This window comes from Virgibacillus oceani, from assembly GCF_014638995.1.
GTDB classification, from domain to species: Bacteria; Bacillota; Bacilli; order Bacillales; family Amphibacillaceae; genus Virgibacillus_E; species Virgibacillus_E oceani.
This window is the reverse complement of record NZ_BMFR01000010.1, coordinates 1-18,691: the sequence shown is the minus strand read 5'-3', so window position 1 is coordinate 18,691 and position 18,691 is coordinate 1. Positions and strand designations below refer to the sequence as shown.

Genomic DNA, 18,691 nt, shown 5'->3' with positions numbered 1-18,691 from the left:
AAAATATGAATAGGAGGTTTTACGATGAAATATGGTATTGTTATTTTCCCATCAAAGCCTGTCCAAGACGAAGTAAACTCATATAGAAAGCGTTACGATCCACACTATGCACTCATTCCACCACACATCACATTAAAAGATGCGTTTGAAGCAGACAACGATCAAATTCAGGAAATGGTTACAGAGCTGAAGCTTATTGCAAACGAATTTGAACCGTTTAAAATCAATGTGAACAAAGTCAGTACGTTTGCCCCGGTTACCAACACGATTTATTTAAAAGTGGAGGCAATTCAGCAGCTGATTGATTTGCATGAAAAGATGCAGCAGGGTAAATTTTCGAACAATCAGGAATTCTCCTTTGTTCCGCATATTACACTTGCGCAAAAGCTTTCACATGATGAATACTCCGATGTTTTTGGCAGCCTGAAAATGAAGGATACACAGTACGAGGATACCGTCGATCGTTTCCAATTGCTGTACCAGCTTGAAAATGGTTCGTGGACCGTATATGAAACATTTGTATTTGGGAAGGAATACGTGTGAATATAAAATTAGCAGAAACACCCCAAGAAAAAGAGCTTGCCTTTCACGTAAGGACCGTTGTTTTCGTTGAAGAACAAAAGGTCCCGCCAGAAGAGGAGCTCGATCATCACGATGAAACGGCCATTCATTTTATCTGCTATCAGGGCGAAACACCAATTGCTGCGAGCCGGTTGCGTTTCGTTGATGAATATGGGAAATTGGAACGCATCTGTGTTCTAAAGGAAGAACGCGGCAAGTCCCACGGTGCACAGCTTATTCAGGCAATGGAAGCGGAGATACTTCATAACGGCTATACAAAAGCAAAATTAAACGCCCAAACACATGCCGAGAACTTTTATAAACGGCTAGGGTACGAAACAGTTTCCGGCGAGTTCCTTGACGCAGGAATCCCGCACGTAACCATGATCAAAAAACTAACATAAAACGGCAGTTCGTTGCTAGTCAGCGGACTGCCGTTTTTGCGTAGTGAGCGGGACATGGGGTCTGACCCCTCGTCCCGCACAGTTCACTGACCCCTCGTCCCGCATCAACATGTATTCTTTCCAAATTAACGCATATGCTAAATGGGACAACGAACGGGACACGGGGACTGACCCCTCGTCCCGGGACAGAGGGACTGACCCCATGTCCCGCTAGAAGGGGTTTTGGTTTATGGGAGATTTGCCTACGATTTTTATAGAGATTTTATTTGGCTTTGCGGCTTTATTCGTATTGACAAAAGTATTGGGAAAGACGCAAATAACGCAATTGACGGCATTCGATTTCATTGCTGCCTTAATTTTGGGGGAGCTCGTTGGGAATGCGATATTCGATGCGAAGGCAGATCTACTTGATATTGCCTTTGCCGTTTTGGTTGGTGGTGTCATTCTTTATTTCACAGAATTGATTACACAGAAATTCAAAGGGTCACGCGCTTTCCTGGAGGGCAGGCCATCGATTATTATTCATGACGGTAAATTAATACGCGAAGAAATGAAAAAGAATAAGCTCGATATCAATCAGCTCCAGCATTTGTTACGTGCAAAGGACGCATTTTCTATTCAGGAAGTTGCATATGCCATTTTAGAAACGGATGGAACTGTATCTGTTCTAAAAAAGCCGGCATATCAGCCACCAACAAAGTCAGATATGAACATCTCTTTCGGAACCGAGTCACTCGCCATCACCATTATTAACGATGGTGAGGTTTTATGGGACAATCTGAAGGAAGCAAAACTGGATGAAACCTGGCTGCGGAACCAGTTAAGGGCCCAAAACATCGGCACCGTTAGTGACGTGTTTTATGCAGAATGGTCTAAAGGTCAAAGTCTATTTGTCCTCCCGTTTGATAAAAAGTAAAAATACGAGTGATGCCTTAAGCACCGCTCGTATTTTACAAGTAAGCTCCACACACCCTCTACCTGAACATCCACTTCCCCGCTTCTATCCCACTTGAAATTTTCTCACGCTTCAGCAATCCGACCAGATACGCCGTCACTGCTGTTCGGTACAGCAGCCATTGGGATAAGGATGGATTTGTCACCTGATATTGTTCACACATGTCTGCAACAATGGTTTCATGCGAAATACCAGCAGCATTCGTTTTCACCTTGTCCATGACCCATGTCAGCAATTCCTCATGATATGCAATATTCTTCAGCACCGTTTCCCTAAAATCTGCTTCAAACACTCCATGCCCGGGAACAGCACCAGCACATTCTATTTTCAATAGTCTGTTTAGGCTCTCAATCGTTGCATCGGCATCCGTTATATAGGGAATTTTATGCTTATGTAATTGCTCATCGCTAAAGTAACTGTCACCTGCAAACAAAATGTTATCAATTTGGATACCTAATTGATGAAAACTGTGGCCAGGCAGGTAATGTGCTGTGAATGTAAAGTTGCCAATCCTGTATTCCCCGTCGTCAATCACTTGATCAACACGGATTGGCTTGCCTTTAAGGAATTTATTGTGCAATTCAGGAAGTGGGTCGTTTCCGCCAAAGAGATAGATCGGCTCAATAATGGGATTACGTAAAATCGCTTCTTCACCGACTGGGGCAATGGTATATACGTCATGTCTTTTTTGCAAAAAATTAGCCCCACCATAATGGTCGGCATGTGCATGGGTGATAAATAAATGGGTAATCGGTAAATTCCCGGCTTCAAGCTGCTTCAGGACTTTCCTCATGACAGAATCATCAATTCCTGCATCAATTAACATGCCATGATTCCCGTGATGAACATACCCAATATTCACAGCTGCATCAAAGTAATAACATGTATCGTTCAGCAACGCTAACTTCATATCATTCTACTCCCTTAGTCCATTTCTAAATACTTTCACTAAAATGCCTTCCCTTGCCAGTTATCGTGGCATAAATTTTATCGACTTGGGATTTTTTGGGTTGAAATACCTGTTGAGGCTTATCACTAGGTTGGGCAATTTCCTGTTCACTATTGCTTTGGAGAATATCTCGATGTTTGGCATCAAAAATAATTTTATACGGTTTTTCAATGTAAAATGGGTCCTGTTTATCCTTCATTACCCGATTCTGATAATCATTGTATTGGTAAGGCTGAATTGGCAAAACATATCCCATGAATAACCGCCTCCTTTTATATACTATATTTATTCGTAAAGGTTAAAAGGTTTGTGTCCTTTTCGTTAGCAATACCCTCTTTTCTCTATGGATATGCTTATTCTTCCATCTTTTTTTCCAATTCCTTGATTGCCTTTTCAATTTGGTCGATCCCCTTAAGAAAGTCCGTGTTCCATTTCGTCATGTCATTCTCGACTTTGTGCATTTTTTTCTCCGGATATTGAAACCATTTCTCATTTATCTCCAAATGCTTTTCAATATCCCTTAAATGCTTTAACCATGGTATGTCTGGTTTCCTTTTCATTTTGTAAAAACTCCTTTTATTAGAAAAGGCAGCTAGTAATTAGCTGCCTGATTATCATGTAAAATTAGATCCACGAAAATGGCCTTCTTTCACCCCTGTCGTCATCATCGTGGTCTCGGTCGTGATGATGGTCCCGGTCTGGTGATTCATAATCATCTTCCATATGATCGTGATGTTCCTGTTCACCTCGTTCATCGTGCTCTTCTCGTTCATCCCGTCTGCCACCGAAAAACGGGTCACGATGCGAACGTCTTGGCTGTATGAAAACATTGTCAGCTTTTATGACTAAATCCCTTACATGAATTACCTTTCTCCTATCCTCGGACATCCCTGTTTCACTCCCTCTTTAGAACTTGGTCGCTATTAGTCTATGTAGACTCCTCCCCATGGGTATAGACGGATGCCCCTATCCAGTGTATTTTTAATAACTCAACTTATTTCTGATAAATGCCCACACCAACTAGACAAAGACACATATTCTATTAGAGACAATAGGTCAATAATTTTTGGGAAGGAGTAATAATTCATGGGTTGTGGAAAAAACTTCGATACGGGTAACTGTGTATGCGATATTCTTAAAGAAATAGCAGACGTACAAAGTGATGTTGTTGAAAATTGCTGTGACACAAGTTGTGAGAGATCCATTAATGATTTACTTGGTGACAGAGACAACGGCAATCGATTAGACACGGTGCCAGTTCTATTATACTGTAAAGATGGATGCAAACCTTTTGAAGGATTCGGAGCCTTTGAAGATCCAAGAAACCAACATGGTCATGGTCAGGGCCACGGAGGAGACAGAGGTGGCGACAGGGGCGGCGATCGTGACCGCGAACGCTGCGACTTTGGTGCAGTTGTAGGAAGCTTCTTCTTCCGTGTAAAACGCGTAGACAACGATTGCTGCGCAGTACTTGAACTTCTAAGGGATGGCGATGACAAGGATAAGAATCCAGAAGATCCAACTAAACAAAAAACTTGCCAATTACGTACTACTGGAATCTGCATCAGTGTTGATCTAGACTGCTTCTGTCACGTAACATGCTTACCAGCAATCCAAGCACAATAACACCCAGAACATTGAAAAAAAGAGGGCAAATGTCCTCTTTTTCAATGTTTTTTTATTTTGTTGTTAGAATCCCAATAAGCGAATCGCCTCGATTTCCTCAACAGCAATTTTCACACGGCGCCTGCCTGACAGCATGAAAATGTCTTCCTCTTTTTTCTCAATAATAATGCCGCGATAAGACCTTTCATCCGTTTTCACTTCACATTTCATTTTCGGCAAACTGCTCGGCATGTTGATAAAATAATCAATTTTCTCAGCAATCGTCATTTCCTTGAATCTAGCGCGTTTTGACGCTTTCTTATCTTCCTCATCGTCACTGTCTTCTGCCTCATCCAGCAGTTCATTTTCTATCTGAATTTCATTAACTTCCGTATCCGTATCCGCTGAAGCAGACCTCGGTGTCATGTAGTCATACTGCATGTTTGCCTCTGGTATATCAACAGTTGGTTGGTGAATATACAACAATGGGGATCTAGCCAATTTCTTTTCAGCCATCGCTTAACCTCTCCTTTTTAAACATTTCATCAAAACCATTATATGAACCCAGATTGGGAAATGTGTTTTGGTTTGATGGGTTGTGTAGAGCTGGTTTGTTGTGCTAACTAACTTTAGGCGAATATTTCCGGTGCACGGGTTGATGTGCTGGCTCTGGGGTTGATGTCCCGCGGCTTCGGGTTGATGTGCTGGCTTTCGGGTTGATGTTCCGCGGCTTCGGGTTGATGTTCCGGCTTTCGGGTTGATGTCCCGCGGCTTCGGGTTGATGTTCCGCGGCTTCGGGTTGATGTGCTGGCTTTCGGGTTGATGTTCCGGCTTTCGGGTTGATGTTCCGGCTTTCGGGTTGATGTCCCGCGACTTCGGGTTGATGTGCTGGCTTTCGGGTTGATGTTCCGCGGCTTCGGGTTGATGTTCCGGCTTTCGGGTTGATGTTCCGGCTTTCGGGTTGATGTCCCGCGGCTTCGGGTTGATGTGCTGGCTCTGGGGTTGATGTCCCGCGGCTTCGGGTTGATTTGCTTGCTCTGGGGTTGATGTTCCGCGGATTCGGGTTGATGTTCCACAACTTCGGGTTGATGTGCTGGCTCTGGGGTTGATGTTCCACGACTTCGGGTTGATGTTCCGGCTTTCGGGTTGATGTGCTGGCTCTTGGTTTGATGTTCCACGACTTCGGGTTGATGTGCTGGCTCTGGGGTTGATGTTCCGCGACTTCGGGTTGATGTGCTGGCTTTCGGGTTGATGTTCCGCGACTTCGGGTTGATGTGCTGGCTTTCGGGTTGATGTTCCGCGACTTCGGGTTGATGTCTTAGCTCTGGGGTTGATGTCCCGCGGCTTCGGGTTGATGTGCTGGCTTTCGGGTTGATGTTCCACGACTTCGGGTTGATGTTCCACGGCTTCGGGTTGATGTCCTAGCTCTGGGGTTGATGTCCCGCAGCTTTGGGTTGATGTGCTGGCTTTCGGGTTGATGTGCCGGCTTTCGGGTTGATGTGCTGGCTCTGGGGTTGATGTTCCGGCTCTGGGGTTGATGTTCCGGCTCTGGGGTTGATGTTCCGGTTTTCGGGTTGATGTCCCGCAGCTTCAGGTTGATGTTCCGGCTTTCGGGTTGATGTTCCACGACACCGGTTGATGCTCCCTCCGCCCCGGTTGATGTTCTACGGCTGGTGTTGATGCTACTTCACTTCGGGTTGATTCCCCCTGCCAGCCAATCCCCCATATCAACAAAAAAGAGCACCTCCACAAAGAGCTGCTCTCCAATTCATATCAGCAAATTCATAAACGCTGTTGCCATGCCAAAATAAATTAAAATAGAAATAATATCGTTAATTGTCGTAATAAATGGTCCGGATGCGACAGCTGGATCAATTTTTAACCGGTCCATGATGATAGGCACGAGTGATCCTGCCAGGGTTGCAACGATTAGTGTAGCCATAATCGAGAGCCCGACTAATAACCCTAAGAAAATCTCGCCTTTCCATAAATAAATCACGACTGTAATGACAATCCCGCACACGGTCCCGGTTATGAGTCCTGTACCCGCTTCACGCAAAATGAGTTTTGCCTTCCCTTGTTTTCCGTAATCCCCTGTTGCCAGACCGCGAACAGCAACCGCTAAAGCCTGTGTTCCTGTATTGCCAGCCATCCCGGCAATCAATGGAATAAATATTGCCAATACCGCAACCTGATCAAGTGTTTTTTCAAATCTGCCTATCAGACTTGCCGTTAACATGCCTAAAAATAATAAAATAATTAACCATGGCAGCCGTTTTTTTGCCGAAATAAAGGCATTTTCATCAGGTCTGCCAACATCAGACACCGCCGCGAATTTGGAGTAATCGTCATCCGCTTCTTCTTCCATAACATCTAAAATATCATCGACTGTAATAATCCCCAGCAAATGATCCTGGAAATCAACAACCGGCACTGCTAAGAAATCGTAGTCTCGCATCATTTGGGCAACCTCTTCCTGGTCCAGTGCCACCGATACGGAAACAATTTTCTCACCCATCACTTCTTCGATCAGTGTATGTTCAGCGGCAATAATTAAATCCCGCAACGAAAGCACCCCTACAAGTCGCTTATCTTCGTCGATTACATACAAATAATAAATTGTCTCCGCGTCTGGTGCCTCTGTTTTCAAATGCTGCATCGCTTGTTTAACTGTAAATGTTTTGTACAATGCGACAAACTCAGTGGTCATGATACTTCCGGCAGTTTTCTCCTCATAATGCAATAATTGCTTGATCTCATCAGCCGCTTCGTTGTTCATAATGGTCAAAAAGCTTGCGACCTTATCCTTCTCTAACTCATTTAAAATATCTACCGCATCATCCGTTGCCATCTCCGCAAAAACCATCGCAGCGAACCGTGGATCCATTTCCGAGAAAAAAGGTTCTGTATCTTCCAATTCAATGTTTTCCATAATTTCCGCAGTTTCTTCAGGTGATAGAAATGCATATATCTGTAAGCGTAATTCCTGTGATTGTTCCATAAAGAACTGTGCTTGATCATATGGATGCAAACTCAAAAATTCGGTGCGAAATTCATCGATGTTTTCGTTTAGCAAGGCTGTTTTGATTACAACTAAATGTTCAATTTGTTCATTCGTATTTTCCATATGCACACTTCCTCTCGTACAACAGTTTATCATAAAATCCTATGTGCACTAACAGCTTCTATTTTCCTTTTTTCAAAAGCGTTGAAACCCTGCTGAAAACAAAATTTAAAAATAACGCAATGAACACTTAAAAAAATATCGTATTTCGTGTAAACTTGAGATTAGAGTTTTTTTCTTTTAGCAAACTAGATTATACAGAAAGCAAGGAAATTTTATGAGCAATCAAACAAATAAATGGAATTTAGATTATACATTAATTTCTATCGTACTCCTGTTGGGGTGCGTTAGTTTATTTGCACTGCATACAATTGAACCCACTCTACCTCCAAAATATGATGGTTCACATTTTTTATTAAAACAAACATTATGGTACATTGGCGGGGCCATTATCATTTTAGTGACCATGCTGATTGATTACGATCGATTCCGTCAGATCACCTGGATTTTATATGGAATAGGAATTACGTCACTGCTCATGCTTTATTTTCGTTTTCCGGCAGCAATTGTCCATGAATCAAACGGTGCAGTCAGCTGGTTTAAATTTCCCGGTCTTGGAACAATTCAACCAGCAGAATTCATGAAGGTTATACTTGTTTTGACAATTGCCCATATTTTGGTCATGCATAATGAAAAATATAACATGCGTACAATCAAAAGTGATTTAATGCTATTGCTAAAAATAGCAGCCGTTTCTTTGCCTCCAATGGGATTAATTGCTGTACAGCCAGATTTAGGTGGGTTTTTAGTTATTGCAGCAATTACGGGAAGCTTAATTCTTGTTTCAGGGATTAAATGGCGCATTATTTTTTCCGGATTGCTCATTGGTCTTCTCTTTGTTGGAGGATTAATTGCATTGTGGTATCTGTTTCCCGGACCGATTGCAGACTTTCTTGAGGAGTCCGTCTTTCAACACGTATCCAGTCGTTTCTATGGCTGGTTAAATCCCGAACAGAATTCTGACGCCGGCTTCCAGCTGATACGTGCGATGCTTGCAATTGGATCGGGGCAATTGTTCGGAAAAGGTATCGGTGACATGCAAGTTTATATACCAGAACGTCACACCGACATGATTTTCACAGCAATATCAGAGCAATTTGGTTTCATCGGAGCAAGTTTCGTTGTAACATTGTTTTTCTTATTAATCTATCGTTTAATCCATATCGCATTATTAAGTAATGATAAATATGGCAGTTATCTTGTTACGGGGTTAATTGGGATGTTCGCGTATCAAATTTTCCAAAACATCGGGATGTCCATTCAGCTATTGCCAATCACCGGACTTCCGCTTCCATTTTTAAGCTATGGGGGAAGCTCGACACTAACCTATTTGCTTGCAATTGGAATTGTGTTAAATGTTCATTCCCGGACGAAAAAATATATGTTTGAATAGAAAGTTTTAGGGGCAGGCTCCCATTGAACAAAAGCGAGAAGCGCCCGTTATTTTATACTTCCTTTACTTATTTTAAAAAAACTCCGTGTGCGCATTCTGCAGTCACGGAGTTCTTCTTACATCTATCATAATTTTACTAGGCAAGGGAAAAATAATCCAAAAACAAGGTGTGAACCCTACGATGAAAATAGACGTGATCGGCGATATACACGGTTGTCTTGAGGAATTGCACGAACTCTTTTACAAACTAGGCTATCAAAAAGAAAAGAATAGCTTTATCCATCCAGATGGCAGACTTCCTGTTTTCCTTGGGGATATTACGGATAGAGGTCCACAGTCGGTTGGCGTCATCAAGCTTGTTTCAGAAATGGTTCTCGAACAAGGCAAGGCACGGTATGTTCCAGGAAACCATTGCAACAAGCTGTATCGTTATTTTTTAGGAAACAAAGTCCAGCACAAACACGGACTGGAGACAACGGTTGCTGAATATAAGGCATTGGGCGCATCCGAGCAGGAATTGATTAGACACCAATTCATGAAACTGTATGAAGCTGCCCCGCTCTATTTAGAGATTCCTGAAGTAAATGCGATTGTCGCACATGCCGGTATCAAAGAATCGCTGATTGGCCGATTGGATAAAAAAGTAAAGTCATTCGTACTTTATGGGGATGTTTCAGGCAAATTCGATAAAGATGGCCGTCCTATCCGCGGTGATTGGGCGAAACATTACCACGGATCTCGCTGGATTGTTTACGGGCATACACCCGTCCTTGAACCGCGCATCGTGAACAAGACCGTTAACATTGATACAGGCTGTGTCTTTGGCAAGGCATTGACCGCATTCCGCCTACCTGAAGAACAAACCGTTTCCGTGCCATCGAAGCTGCCTTTTATCAGGGAAAAATTTACCCATTTTGCCTAAAGTGTATTATGGCTGCCAATGTGACAGAAACCGCATATCATCCGGAACCGCTGACTGAAAATGCACGATTTCCTTTGTAATAGGATGCATAAAGGTGAGTTCACAGCAATGCAGAGCCTGCCTGCTTATCCTTGTAACACTCCCACCATATAAATCGTCTCCTGCGAGCGGATGACCGAGATGTGCGAAATGTACACGAATTTGGTGGGTCCTTCCTGTTTCTAATTGAACGTTTACCATTGTGTGACTTGGAGATTCATCCACCACCTCATAATGCGTAACCGCCCGCTTCCCAGAAGATACCACAGCACGCTCAATGATCGAACCTTCTTTCCGATCGATTGGAGCATCAATTGTTCCATTTCTTTGTAAGGGGTGCCCTTCCACGATTGCCCGGTATTTACGCTTCACCTTCCCAGCCTTTTGGGAGGCAGCAAGTATGGAGTGGCTGTACCTGTGTTTTGCCACCAATAACAGACCAGACGTGTCGCGATCAAGTCTGGTCACAATGTGAATCGTATAAGGAATACTGTGTTTGGCATAATAAGCAAGCAGCCCGTTCGCAATCGTGCCAGTTGCATGGTGCCGGGACGGGATCGTCGCAGCACCAGCTTGCTTATCAATGACGATGACAGCATCATCCTCGTATACGATGGAGAGCGGAATGGATTCTGGTTCCATAAACGTTCCTTTATCTTCGGGCGGAAATTGAATCGTGAGAACATCATCAGCTGCTAACACAAAGCGTACTGTCTGTGGTACACCGTTAACGGCAATTTCACCCCCGTCCAATTTCACCGCCTTTAAAATCCTTCTGGAAAAACCATGTACCTGCTGCAAATAGTCACGTATCAGCATGCCCTCATGTTCCTGCTTAATTGTCCATTGCACGTCACGTCACCTACTATATGGAATCCTTTTTGCGTGTGTTGTTTTCCTCAGCAACGAAGGAATCACGGACCCTGTTCCAGAATGGGAATGGTTTAAACCTGGCAAAGCGGACCCGCTCTTTAGCAACACGGCATTGAATCGATTTTACATTCGTATAGGTTTCCGTAAAATGGTCCACAGCAATCAAAAAGCTCCGATCCACAATAGGCTTCAGCAAACAGGTATGGTGTTTGGGCAATATCAACGGTGAACCAATTGTCCGGAATACACGATTGTTGATGGAGGCCATTTCGGTCAGCTGGACAGCCTCAAGCGATGGGTGAATAATCCCTCCGCCGAGTGCTTTATTATAGGCGGTACTGCCAGACGGTGTCGATAAGCAAAGACCATCACCACGGAAAGTCTCAAAGTGCTCCCCTTTAATTTCAACGTCAAATACAACCGAACCATCCGCTGTTTTTATGGTCGCTTCATTCAGAGCCAGATAACGGTCTTCCTTGCCGCCTGTTTTAGACCGAATCGTCACTTCAAGCAATGGATATTCGACAACCTGATACGGTGTTTTGGCAATTTCTATAATCAATTTCTCCACTTCATCCGGTATCCAATCGGCATAAAAGCCTAAATGACCCGTATGCACCCCGACAAATGCTGTATGTTTCAACCGATGTACATAGCGATGAAACGCCTCTAAAAATGTTCCATCACCGCCTACTGATATGACGAGATCTGGTTCATTTTCACAATACTCCAGGTTAAAATCAATTAAATACTGCTTCATCGTTGCTTTAATTTTATTTGACCGTTCATCACCTTTAGATACAATTGCAAATTTCACGTTAGCCATCCCCCTCGTTGCCGTGGATTAATTATGTATAATTACTTCCGATGAAAAATTCGTTGTGCTTCCTGTACTTCATTTTTTATTTTCGACATTTCTTCATCCAGCTTGAACGCCGCCTCTGCAGCACGCTGTAGTCTCGCTTTTATCTCAGATGGTATTCTGCCTTCGTATTTATAATTTAGTGAATGCTCATTCGTTGCCCAAAAATTCATTGCCAGTGTACGGATCTGAATCTCCGCCATGACAATCTTCTCACCATGGATCGTTTCAACGGGATAGTGAACAATCATATGATACGAACGATAGCCACTGTCTTTTTTATGGGTAATGTAATCTTTTTCCTCAATAATTGTTAAATCATTTCGTGAACGGATCATTTTCACGATTGTGTAAATATCATCAACAAACTGGCAAACAACACGTACCCCGGCAATGTCCTGTATGGTTTCCTCAATCTTGTCCAATGGCGTATGCTTTCGTTTTGCTTTTTCGATAATACTTGTAACCGGCTTAACTCTTCCAGTAATAAATTCGATTGGTGAATGCCTTGATTCGTATTCAAATTGTGAACGCATTCCTTTTAATTTTACCTTTAATTCTTCAACAACTTGTGAATACGGTGCAAGCAATGCTTCCCAATTCATCTTTCCACCACCTATATTTCATCTATGACTATAGCCTTATCTATTTTAACATATCCAATCAGAATAGATAACTTTTGCATATTTGGCCAGATTTGTCCATAATCAATAGGAATCCTTTTTGAAGTAAACGGAGGTTTCCAATTAATGACACAGGAAATTGAAATTGAGTATAAAAATATCCTAACTAAAGACGAATTTGAAGCATGTTTGCACCGCTACCCATTTCCCGAGAGCGGGGTTAAACAAACCAATTATTACTTTGAAACGAGCGATTTTTCCCTTAAAGAACATGGATGTGCACTCCGGATCCGTGAAAAAAATGGAAAGTTTGTACTGACCTTGAAAGAACCGCATCCGAACGGGCTTTTAGAGACCCATGAACCACTATCCAAAGAGGAAGCACACGAAATGATAAATGGAAAAATCGTTAAACGGGATACTATAAATAATCAGCTTCAGAACAAGAATATTGCGATGACTGAGATAGTCTATTGCGGTAAGCTAATAACCGTACGCCGGGAAATAAATTATGAAAATGTCCTGCTCGTTCTTGATTATAGTATGTACAATGAAGCGGCAGATTACGAATTGGAAATAGAAGCACCAACTGAGGATATCGGCAAAAATTTTATGAACAACTTTTTGGCAAAAAATAATATAAATAAAAGGGATACACCTACTAAAATTGAGCGATTTTTTGCATCACTTGCGTCTAGGTAAAACAGATTAATTGCCGAAATGAATATTACGTTGCTACAATATATACAAATGTAGTAGGAGAGAATAAGAATATGACAGTACCTGGCACAATGTTTGAAGCTATTGGTGGCTTTGATTCAATAGATCGATTAGTAACAGCTTTTTATAAACGAGTTGGGAAACATCCCGATTTAATCCCTATTTTCCCGGAAGATTTAACAGAGACAGCCAGAAAACAACGAATGTTCCTTACCCAATTTTTCGGGGGACCAAGGTTATATTCCGAAGAGCGCGGAAACCCGATGATGCGACGCAGGCATTTACCATTCGAAATTACACCAACACGGAAAGATGCTTGGCTGGAATGCATGGCAGCTGCCTTGGAAGAGGCTGAAATCGAGGAACCTTACCGGACGGCTATATTTGAAAAATTAACCATGACTGCACACCATATGATGAATACACCGGAATAATAGAAAGGAGAATCGATGTGAGTTGGAATCAAACTGGGCTAGCAAGCTCTAGCAAATCAAACACATCGGCGGAATATAGCTTTAATGATTATGTGCAAAAACCGATTGAGATTTACGTTTTCATTGATCCACTATGTCCTGAATGCTGGTCATTAGAACCATATTTACGAAAGCTTTCGATTGAGTACGGAAATTATTTTACAATCAGACCGATTATCAGCGGTCATTTAAATACATTAAATAAAGACATATTTGACAAACCGAAAAAGCTTAAAGATATTTGGGAAAAAACAGCTAGCCGTACTGGCATGAGCTGTGATGGGGATCTATGGATTGAAAACCCGATCTCACACCCATGGATTGCATCACTCGCTATAAAAGCTGCCGAACTCCAGGGTAAAAAAGCAGGCAAAGTCTTTTTGCGCAAATTGCAGGAAAACCTCTTCCTGATGAAGCAGAACATAACCGATGAAGATGTTCTCATCCGATGCGCCAGGGAAGCAAACCTGGATATACGCGAATTCACAGATGATTTATATTCGCCATCCGCTAAAAAGGCGTTTCAATGTGATGTGAAACTCACGCACGAAATGGAAGTCGACTACATTCCAACGATCGTGTTCTTCAACCAGGAAATTGAACAGCATGGCATTAAAATTTCCGGACTCTATCCTTATGAGATATATGTACGCGTTTTACAGCAAATGCTTCAAAAGGATCCCACACCAGAAGAAAAACCTCCACTTGAAGAATTTATTGCACGATACGGAGTCGTTGGAAATAAAGAAATAGCAGTTGTCTATGACTGGACCACTGCAAAAGCAGAAAAGGAAATGAAAAAATTACAGTTAAAACAGACCGTAGAAAAGATTCCTGTTAAGTATGGCGTGTTTTGGAAATATATTGGACGATGATGCCCTCTGGAATGGAGGGTATTTTTTGTTGAGTTGGGTTGGCGGGTGCTGGGTTCGTTCGGCTTGGAAAGTTGCTCGCTCGACCTCGAGTGCTTCTCGCTCGACCTTGCGTGCTGCTCGCTCGACCTTGCGTGCTGCTCGCTCGACTCCGGGTGCTTCTCGCTCGACCTTGCGTGCTGCTCGCTCGACCTTGCGTGCTTCTCGCTCGACTCCGGGTGCTGCTCGCTCGACCTTGCGTGCTTCTCGCTCGACTTGGGTGCTTCTCGCTCGACCTTGCGTGCTTCTCGCTCGACTCCGGGTGCTTCTCGCTCGACCTTGCTTGCTGCTCGCTCGACCTTGAGTGCTTCTCGCTCGACCTTGCGTGCTTCTCGCTCGACTCCGGGTGCTGCTCGCTCGACTCCGGGTGCTTCTCGCTCGACTTGGGTGCTTCTCGCTCGACCTTGCGTGCTGCTCGCTCGACCTTGCGTGCTGCTCGCTCGACCTCAAATGCTTCTCGCTCGACCTCGAGTGCTGCTCGCCCAATCATCCTCCCCCATTCAAGAAAATGTAATAAAGTGCCGATTGTAAATACCCTGTAAACGTAAAGAAGGATATACGGGGCAGCGTATATCCTTCTCTTATATGTCCTTGCTCTAAACAAAGGGGGATGGGAGAAAGTTTCATGGTCAAACAAAGGGGTTTTTGTTTGGTAACTCATCCACATCCTTACTATATCAAGTCCATGGTAACTATTCAATAAGTTTGCTCATAGTTTCACAAAAATGTCACACTTATCCACTAATACTTCTATTTTGTACCTTGCTTTCATATAATTTAATGATCTTAAGTACTTCTTTATGATTGGAGTGGTTTTATGCAGGATCTTCTGCCATTTTTATTTCTGGTAATGACAATTGTTGCTTTTTTTCTTAATATACTTGGGTTAATGCAATTAATTCCGTTATTCATAAGCTTACCATTGCTGTTTATTTCTCTCTATTTAACCATTTATACGTTTACACATAAGCGCGTTTTCCGAGGAATGAGGCAATAAATGACGGGACAAAACCAGATTAAATTAACCTCATGAAATCAATTTAAAACTTTCATGAGGTCTTTTTTTAGCTAGTTATTTCCTAAGTTTTTTATGCCACTAGTAATATTTATATCCAACCACCCACGTACAAGGCATGAATGCTTGAGGATAGACGTAGCCACGCTGTGCTGAGCTATCACTTGGAACAAACGTACCATAATACATTGGCATTACTTCCTGGCGTTGACCTCCTCCCTGCTGCCCTTGACCACCGAACGGGCCCGGAAACATTGGCACGCCACCTTGCTCTTGACCTCCTTGCTGTTGTCCTTGATTTCCTCCCTGACCAAGTATGTCTTGTAACGAAGGCATTCCACCCTGTCCTTGTTCTCCTCCCTGCTGTCCCTGATTTCCCCCTTGACCAAGTATGTCCTGCAGCGATGGCATTCCACCCTGTCCTTGTTCTCCACCTTGTTGTCCCTGATTTCCTCCTTGACCGAGTATGTCCTGCAGCGATGGCATTCCACCTTGTCCTTGTTCTCCTCCCTGCTGTCCCTGATTTCCTCCTTGGCCTTCTCCCTCTCCCTGTTGTCCCTCACTGCCAGATTGTTCTCCTTGATTTTGACCACTGCCTTGTTGCGGTGCGGGATAGCAAACTACAGATTGCTGGGAGCCGTCCGACATATTGATTTGCCCTTCTAATCCGCCTTGCCCTTGTGCTCCATCTTGTTCTTCCATGGGAAAGCAAAACCATGGGCCTTGTTGACGGTCTTCCCCAAACAATTGATTATTGTTAAAATAATTCATTTTCATCCTCTCCTTCACATAATGCCCATTTTATTCACCCCGTTTTTATTTGGGTACGAATTCCACAAATTTGGTTCATTCGTCTAGAAATTTATTTTTTAAAGTTCTAAAACCTCTTACTGAGAAAGGCTGAATTTAGCAAGTGCAGCCAAAATCGTATTCAATAAAAATAGTTTTTATATTTAAGGAAATACTAAATAAGTAAGGGAGGTGGAAAAATGGCTGAAGCAATCGAAAGAAATAATGATACCTCTGCCTTATGGATGGGTTGGATTGGTATTGTAGCAGGGGTTATCTCCTTTTTTGCACCAATGTTAGGTGTTGTTGCCATAATTCTTGGGATCGTTACTGCGTTTAGCAAGGCAAAGACATTGGGTTGGTTTTCAATTGTAATTGGGGTCGCTGGTATACTTGTACATTGGTTCGTAACGGGGACATTATTGTAACTTTACTTTATAATGAGCGTGTTTTTACACGTTCATTTTTTTGCTGATTTTTAAATTCAGGTCCCCACTAAGAACCCTATTGCTATGTCTGTCTAAAAATTTTTCGTTCCAAATTCATGCATATTAAGTAATCTGCTTCTTGCATAAAAAACGTCTAGCTTTGATTATAGATTACTTTATACCAGATTTCTACTTGCTGTTTGGTCTCAATCGTTCGTATTTTTTCCAGATCAATCTCAAGATCGTTCAGGTGGTCAAAGAGCCGCAGACCGCTGCCAAGCAAAATAGGCGCGATCGTAATTTGCAGTTCATCCACAAGACCAGATTTAAGCAGCTGCTGGCCGACATTAGCACCCATTACTGCGATATCTTTTTCCTTGGCAGAAGCTCTTGCCCGCCTTATAGCACTTTCAATTCCATCGGTCACAAAGCTAATGGTTAATTTGTCGTTTTCCTTGGGATGCTTGACTGGTGGTTTATTAGTTAGCACAAACAATGGCACCTGGAATTCGTATGAGTCAGCATACGAATCAACATCGCCACCCGCTTCAAAGCTATTGCGCCCCATCACTATGGCCCCGGTATTTCGCAACATTGATGCTAATTCCTCATTTGTTTCAAAACTTGCGAAGAGCTTTTCAAAGTTTCCGTTTCGGTCATTAACGAATCCATCTAGTGATATAGTCATACCGAAATATACTTTTCCCATCGTATCCCTCCGTTACACCAATACTATCTAACATTCCAGGTACATACTTGAACTGATATTTTTAAAACCTGCCCCTTTATAAAACTCTATCGCACTCAGATTAAAATCATATACTTTCAATTCGATTCTGCTGACATTACTTTCCTTCGCCCAAAGAATAACCGAATTAAGCAGGGTTTTGCCAACTCCTTTATTCTGATATTCCTTCATTACTGCAATATTATCTAAATGAATCCAGCGCCTTTCCCTTTCAATTGGAAATACACCTGATTCAATTATAAAGCACTCTGCAAAACCAATTATTTTGTTATCTAATTCTGCAACAGCTAAATATCCGTTTTCATCCTCAATCAGAGTTTGCACATACTCCAACGGTCTTGAATCGCCTTCAGGTTCTTTGAATAATTCAGGATGTTCCCGACTATGGATTTTATCTAATTCATTATATAATTCAAGCATTTGCTGAAAGTCTTTTATTTCCGCTTCCCTAATTTTAATATTCATTCTTCACACCTCCGATAAGCTAATTTAATAATTGTTTTACCTGCACCATTCTTATTCTCTAAACAGCTGTTACGTTAACTTTCATACTTTCGATTTAATAATAACATAACATTCAGAACCTTTTTTAAAAAATTGATGTTCATCGTTTCAATCTTCATGTCTAATAGCTCAATTACAATTTTCAACCTCTAAATCTGGGATAAAAGTAAAAAAAGACGATGCCTTTATGAAAGCACCGTGCTCGTTTTTTCAGTCGGATTCCTTTTTATTTCATTTAATAGTTACCTTTTTTCTCATGAATACTCCCGCCACTTAATTTCTACAAAATTTGAAGTGGGGGTTTCTGGGGTATCGACTCTCAAGATGACGATTAACCACCAGTGGAGTTGACACATTGGTGTGCTAAAAACACCCAACCCCGCTATCCCATTGGTCTTGCCTTTTGGGATTACGTTTATTTTAGTGTGACCGATATTGGATGTAATAAGGTTTCTGTGCAGGCAAAAGATTCCTTAAATGCGTCCCGGAATACTTTTTTCATGATATTTGCAGCACCATTTACATCGGCATTCATGTGTGTGCCATTCTTTGAACGGTATAATCCTCGCTTCACACGCTTCCCTGAAAATGATTTATTATTCTCCTCCCCATAAACGGGAATGTCATCATAATCCAGAAAACTTGCTTGTGACGTGTAGGATTCTTCCGTCATAATCACTTTTATACCATGACGTTCGACCTTATAGGTGATCATCTGAACTAAAAGTCGATGGGGTATGGTTGTAAACGTTTGATTATTTCTTTTTCCCATATTTGAATGGTCTTTCCAACC

25 protein-coding genes are annotated in these 18,691 nt (G+C 42.4%); 11 read left to right on the top strand and 14 right to left on the bottom strand.

Annotation, left to right across the window (positions count from 1 at the left end):
• Positions 1-24 precede the first annotated feature (24 nt).
• From IEV74_RS12240 to IEV74_RS12230, 3 genes are all read left to right on the top strand, one after another.
• Positions 25-543, top strand: a complete 519-nt coding sequence (locus IEV74_RS12240) for a YjcG family protein (protein WP_188455665.1) — start codon at positions 25-27, stop codon at positions 541-543.
• Positions 540-965, top strand: coding sequence for a GNAT family N-acetyltransferase (locus IEV74_RS12235; protein WP_188455664.1), 426 nt, complete (start codon positions 540-542; stop codon positions 963-965). Before IEV74_RS12240 ends, IEV74_RS12235 begins: the two co-directional genes overlap by 4 nt.
• Before the next feature lie 229 nt (positions 966-1,194).
• The gene (locus IEV74_RS12230; RefSeq protein WP_188455663.1) at positions 1,195-1,881 is read left to right on the top strand and encodes a DUF421 domain-containing protein; all 687 of its coding nucleotides are present in this window, start codon (positions 1,195-1,197) and stop codon (positions 1,879-1,881) included.
• A gap of 58 nt (positions 1,882-1,939) precedes the next feature.
• Here the strand turns inward: IEV74_RS12230 and IEV74_RS12225 are convergent, their stop codons facing one another.
• From IEV74_RS12225 to IEV74_RS12210, 4 genes are all read right to left on the bottom strand, one after another.
• Positions 1,940-2,830: an MBL fold metallo-hydrolase gene (locus tag IEV74_RS12225; RefSeq protein WP_188455662.1), complete on the bottom strand. Its 891-nt coding sequence runs from the start codon at positions 2,828-2,830 to the stop codon at positions 1,940-1,942.
• Between the two features lie 25 nt (positions 2,831-2,855).
• Entirely contained in the window at positions 2,856-3,125 is a 270-nt protein-coding gene (locus IEV74_RS12220) for a hypothetical protein (protein WP_188455661.1), read from the bottom strand.
• Between the two features lie 97 nt (positions 3,126-3,222).
• Positions 3,223-3,429, bottom strand: a complete 207-nt coding sequence (locus IEV74_RS12215; RefSeq protein ID WP_188455660.1) for a hypothetical protein — start codon at positions 3,427-3,429, stop codon at positions 3,223-3,225.
• 64 nt (positions 3,430-3,493) lie between these two features.
• The gene (locus IEV74_RS12210) at positions 3,494-3,757 is read right to left on the bottom strand and encodes a hypothetical protein (protein WP_188455659.1); all 264 of its coding nucleotides are present in this window, start codon (positions 3,755-3,757) and stop codon (positions 3,494-3,496) included.
• 198 nt (positions 3,758-3,955) lie between these two features.
• Here IEV74_RS12210 and IEV74_RS12205 point away from each other — a divergent pair, with 198 nt between their 5' ends.
• Complete coding sequence (locus tag IEV74_RS12205) at positions 3,956-4,495, top strand: CotY/CotZ family spore coat protein (RefSeq protein ID WP_188455658.1); 540 nt, start codon at positions 3,956-3,958, stop codon at positions 4,493-4,495.
• Between the two features lie 63 nt (positions 4,496-4,558).
• Here IEV74_RS12205 and IEV74_RS12200 read toward each other — a convergent pair whose 3' ends face one another.
• From IEV74_RS12200 to mgtE, 3 genes are all read right to left on the bottom strand, one after another.
• On the bottom strand, positions 4,559-4,990 hold the full coding sequence (locus tag IEV74_RS12200) for a CotO family spore coat protein (RefSeq protein ID WP_188455657.1): 432 nt from the start codon (positions 4,988-4,990) through the stop codon (positions 4,559-4,561).
• 3 nt (positions 4,991-4,993) lie between these two features.
• Positions 4,994-5,878 (bottom strand): hypothetical protein, encoded by an 885-nt coding sequence (locus IEV74_RS12195; RefSeq protein WP_229683163.1) that lies wholly within the window; start codon positions 5,876-5,878, stop codon positions 4,994-4,996.
• A 364-nt stretch (positions 5,879-6,242) separates the two neighbouring features.
• Complete coding sequence (gene mgtE, locus IEV74_RS12190) at positions 6,243-7,601, bottom strand: magnesium transporter (protein ID WP_188455655.1); 1,359 nt, start codon at positions 7,599-7,601, stop codon at positions 6,243-6,245.
• A 214-nt stretch (positions 7,602-7,815) separates the two neighbouring features.
• On the opposite strand from mgtE, the gene IEV74_RS12185 reads away from it, so the two are divergent.
• On the top strand, positions 7,816-8,991 hold the full coding sequence (locus IEV74_RS12185) for an FtsW/RodA/SpoVE family cell cycle protein (protein WP_188455654.1): 1,176 nt from the start codon (positions 7,816-7,818) through the stop codon (positions 8,989-8,991).
• Positions 8,992-9,172: 181 nt separating this feature from the next.
• A complete protein-coding gene (prpE, locus tag IEV74_RS12180) occupies positions 9,173-9,913 on the top strand; it encodes a bis(5'-nucleosyl)-tetraphosphatase PrpE (protein WP_188455779.1) in 741 nt (246 codons plus the stop codon).
• 6 nt (positions 9,914-9,919) lie between these two features.
• Here the strand turns inward: prpE and IEV74_RS12175 are convergent, their stop codons facing one another.
• Genes IEV74_RS12175 through yjbM form a run of 3 tightly spaced genes read right to left on the bottom strand, consistent with a single transcriptional unit; the run spans position 9,920 to position 12,292 of the window.
• Positions 9,920-10,804, bottom strand: coding sequence for an RluA family pseudouridine synthase (locus IEV74_RS12175; RefSeq protein ID WP_229683162.1), 885 nt, complete (start codon positions 10,802-10,804; stop codon positions 9,920-9,922).
• 13 nt (positions 10,805-10,817) lie between these two features.
• Positions 10,818-11,642 (bottom strand): NAD kinase, encoded by an 825-nt coding sequence (locus IEV74_RS12170; RefSeq protein WP_188455653.1) that lies wholly within the window; start codon positions 11,640-11,642, stop codon positions 10,818-10,820.
• Positions 11,643-11,683: 41 nt separating this feature from the next.
• A complete protein-coding gene (gene yjbM / locus IEV74_RS12165; RefSeq protein ID WP_188455652.1) occupies positions 11,684-12,292 on the bottom strand; it encodes a GTP diphosphokinase in 609 nt (202 codons plus the stop codon).
• 144 nt (positions 12,293-12,436) lie between these two features.
• Here yjbM and IEV74_RS12160 point away from each other — a divergent pair, with 144 nt between their 5' ends.
• From IEV74_RS12160 to IEV74_RS20085, 4 genes are all read left to right on the top strand, one after another.
• Positions 12,437-13,012, top strand: a complete 576-nt coding sequence (locus IEV74_RS12160) for a CYTH domain-containing protein (RefSeq protein WP_188455651.1) — start codon at positions 12,437-12,439, stop codon at positions 13,010-13,012.
• A gap of 71 nt (positions 13,013-13,083) precedes the next feature.
• Positions 13,084-13,464 (top strand): globin domain-containing protein, encoded by a 381-nt coding sequence (locus tag IEV74_RS12155; protein WP_188455650.1) that lies wholly within the window; start codon positions 13,084-13,086, stop codon positions 13,462-13,464.
• Between the two features lie 17 nt (positions 13,465-13,481).
• Complete coding sequence (locus tag IEV74_RS12150) at positions 13,482-14,378, top strand: ClpXP adapter SpxH family protein (protein WP_188455649.1); 897 nt, start codon at positions 13,482-13,484, stop codon at positions 14,376-14,378.
• An 853-nt stretch (positions 14,379-15,231) separates the two neighbouring features.
• The gene (locus tag IEV74_RS20085; RefSeq protein WP_506016886.1) at positions 15,232-15,411 is read left to right on the top strand and encodes a hypothetical protein; all 180 of its coding nucleotides are present in this window, start codon (positions 15,232-15,234) and stop codon (positions 15,409-15,411) included.
• 99 nt (positions 15,412-15,510) lie between these two features.
• Here IEV74_RS20085 and IEV74_RS12145 read toward each other — a convergent pair whose 3' ends face one another.
• Positions 15,511-16,200: a hypothetical protein gene (locus IEV74_RS12145; RefSeq protein WP_188455648.1), complete on the bottom strand. Its 690-nt coding sequence runs from the start codon at positions 16,198-16,200 to the stop codon at positions 15,511-15,513.
• Between the two features lie 218 nt (positions 16,201-16,418).
• On the opposite strand from IEV74_RS12145, the gene IEV74_RS12140 reads away from it, so the two are divergent.
• Positions 16,419-16,646, top strand: coding sequence for a C4-dicarboxylate ABC transporter (locus IEV74_RS12140; RefSeq protein WP_188455647.1), 228 nt, complete (start codon positions 16,419-16,421; stop codon positions 16,644-16,646).
• A 154-nt stretch (positions 16,647-16,800) separates the two neighbouring features.
• Here IEV74_RS12140 and IEV74_RS12135 read toward each other — a convergent pair whose 3' ends face one another.
• The 3 genes from IEV74_RS12135 to IEV74_RS12125 all read right to left on the bottom strand — a co-directional run.
• Positions 16,801-17,355, bottom strand: a complete 555-nt coding sequence (locus IEV74_RS12135; RefSeq protein ID WP_188455646.1) for a dihydrofolate reductase family protein — start codon at positions 17,353-17,355, stop codon at positions 16,801-16,803.
• A gap of 27 nt (positions 17,356-17,382) precedes the next feature.
• Complete coding sequence (locus tag IEV74_RS12130; protein WP_188455645.1) at positions 17,383-17,859, bottom strand: GNAT family N-acetyltransferase; 477 nt, start codon at positions 17,857-17,859, stop codon at positions 17,383-17,385.
• Positions 17,860-18,313: 454 nt separating this feature from the next.
• A partial coding sequence (locus tag IEV74_RS12125; RefSeq protein ID WP_188455644.1) for a zinc ribbon domain-containing protein occupies positions 18,314-18,691 on the bottom strand: 378 nt, incomplete at its 5' end.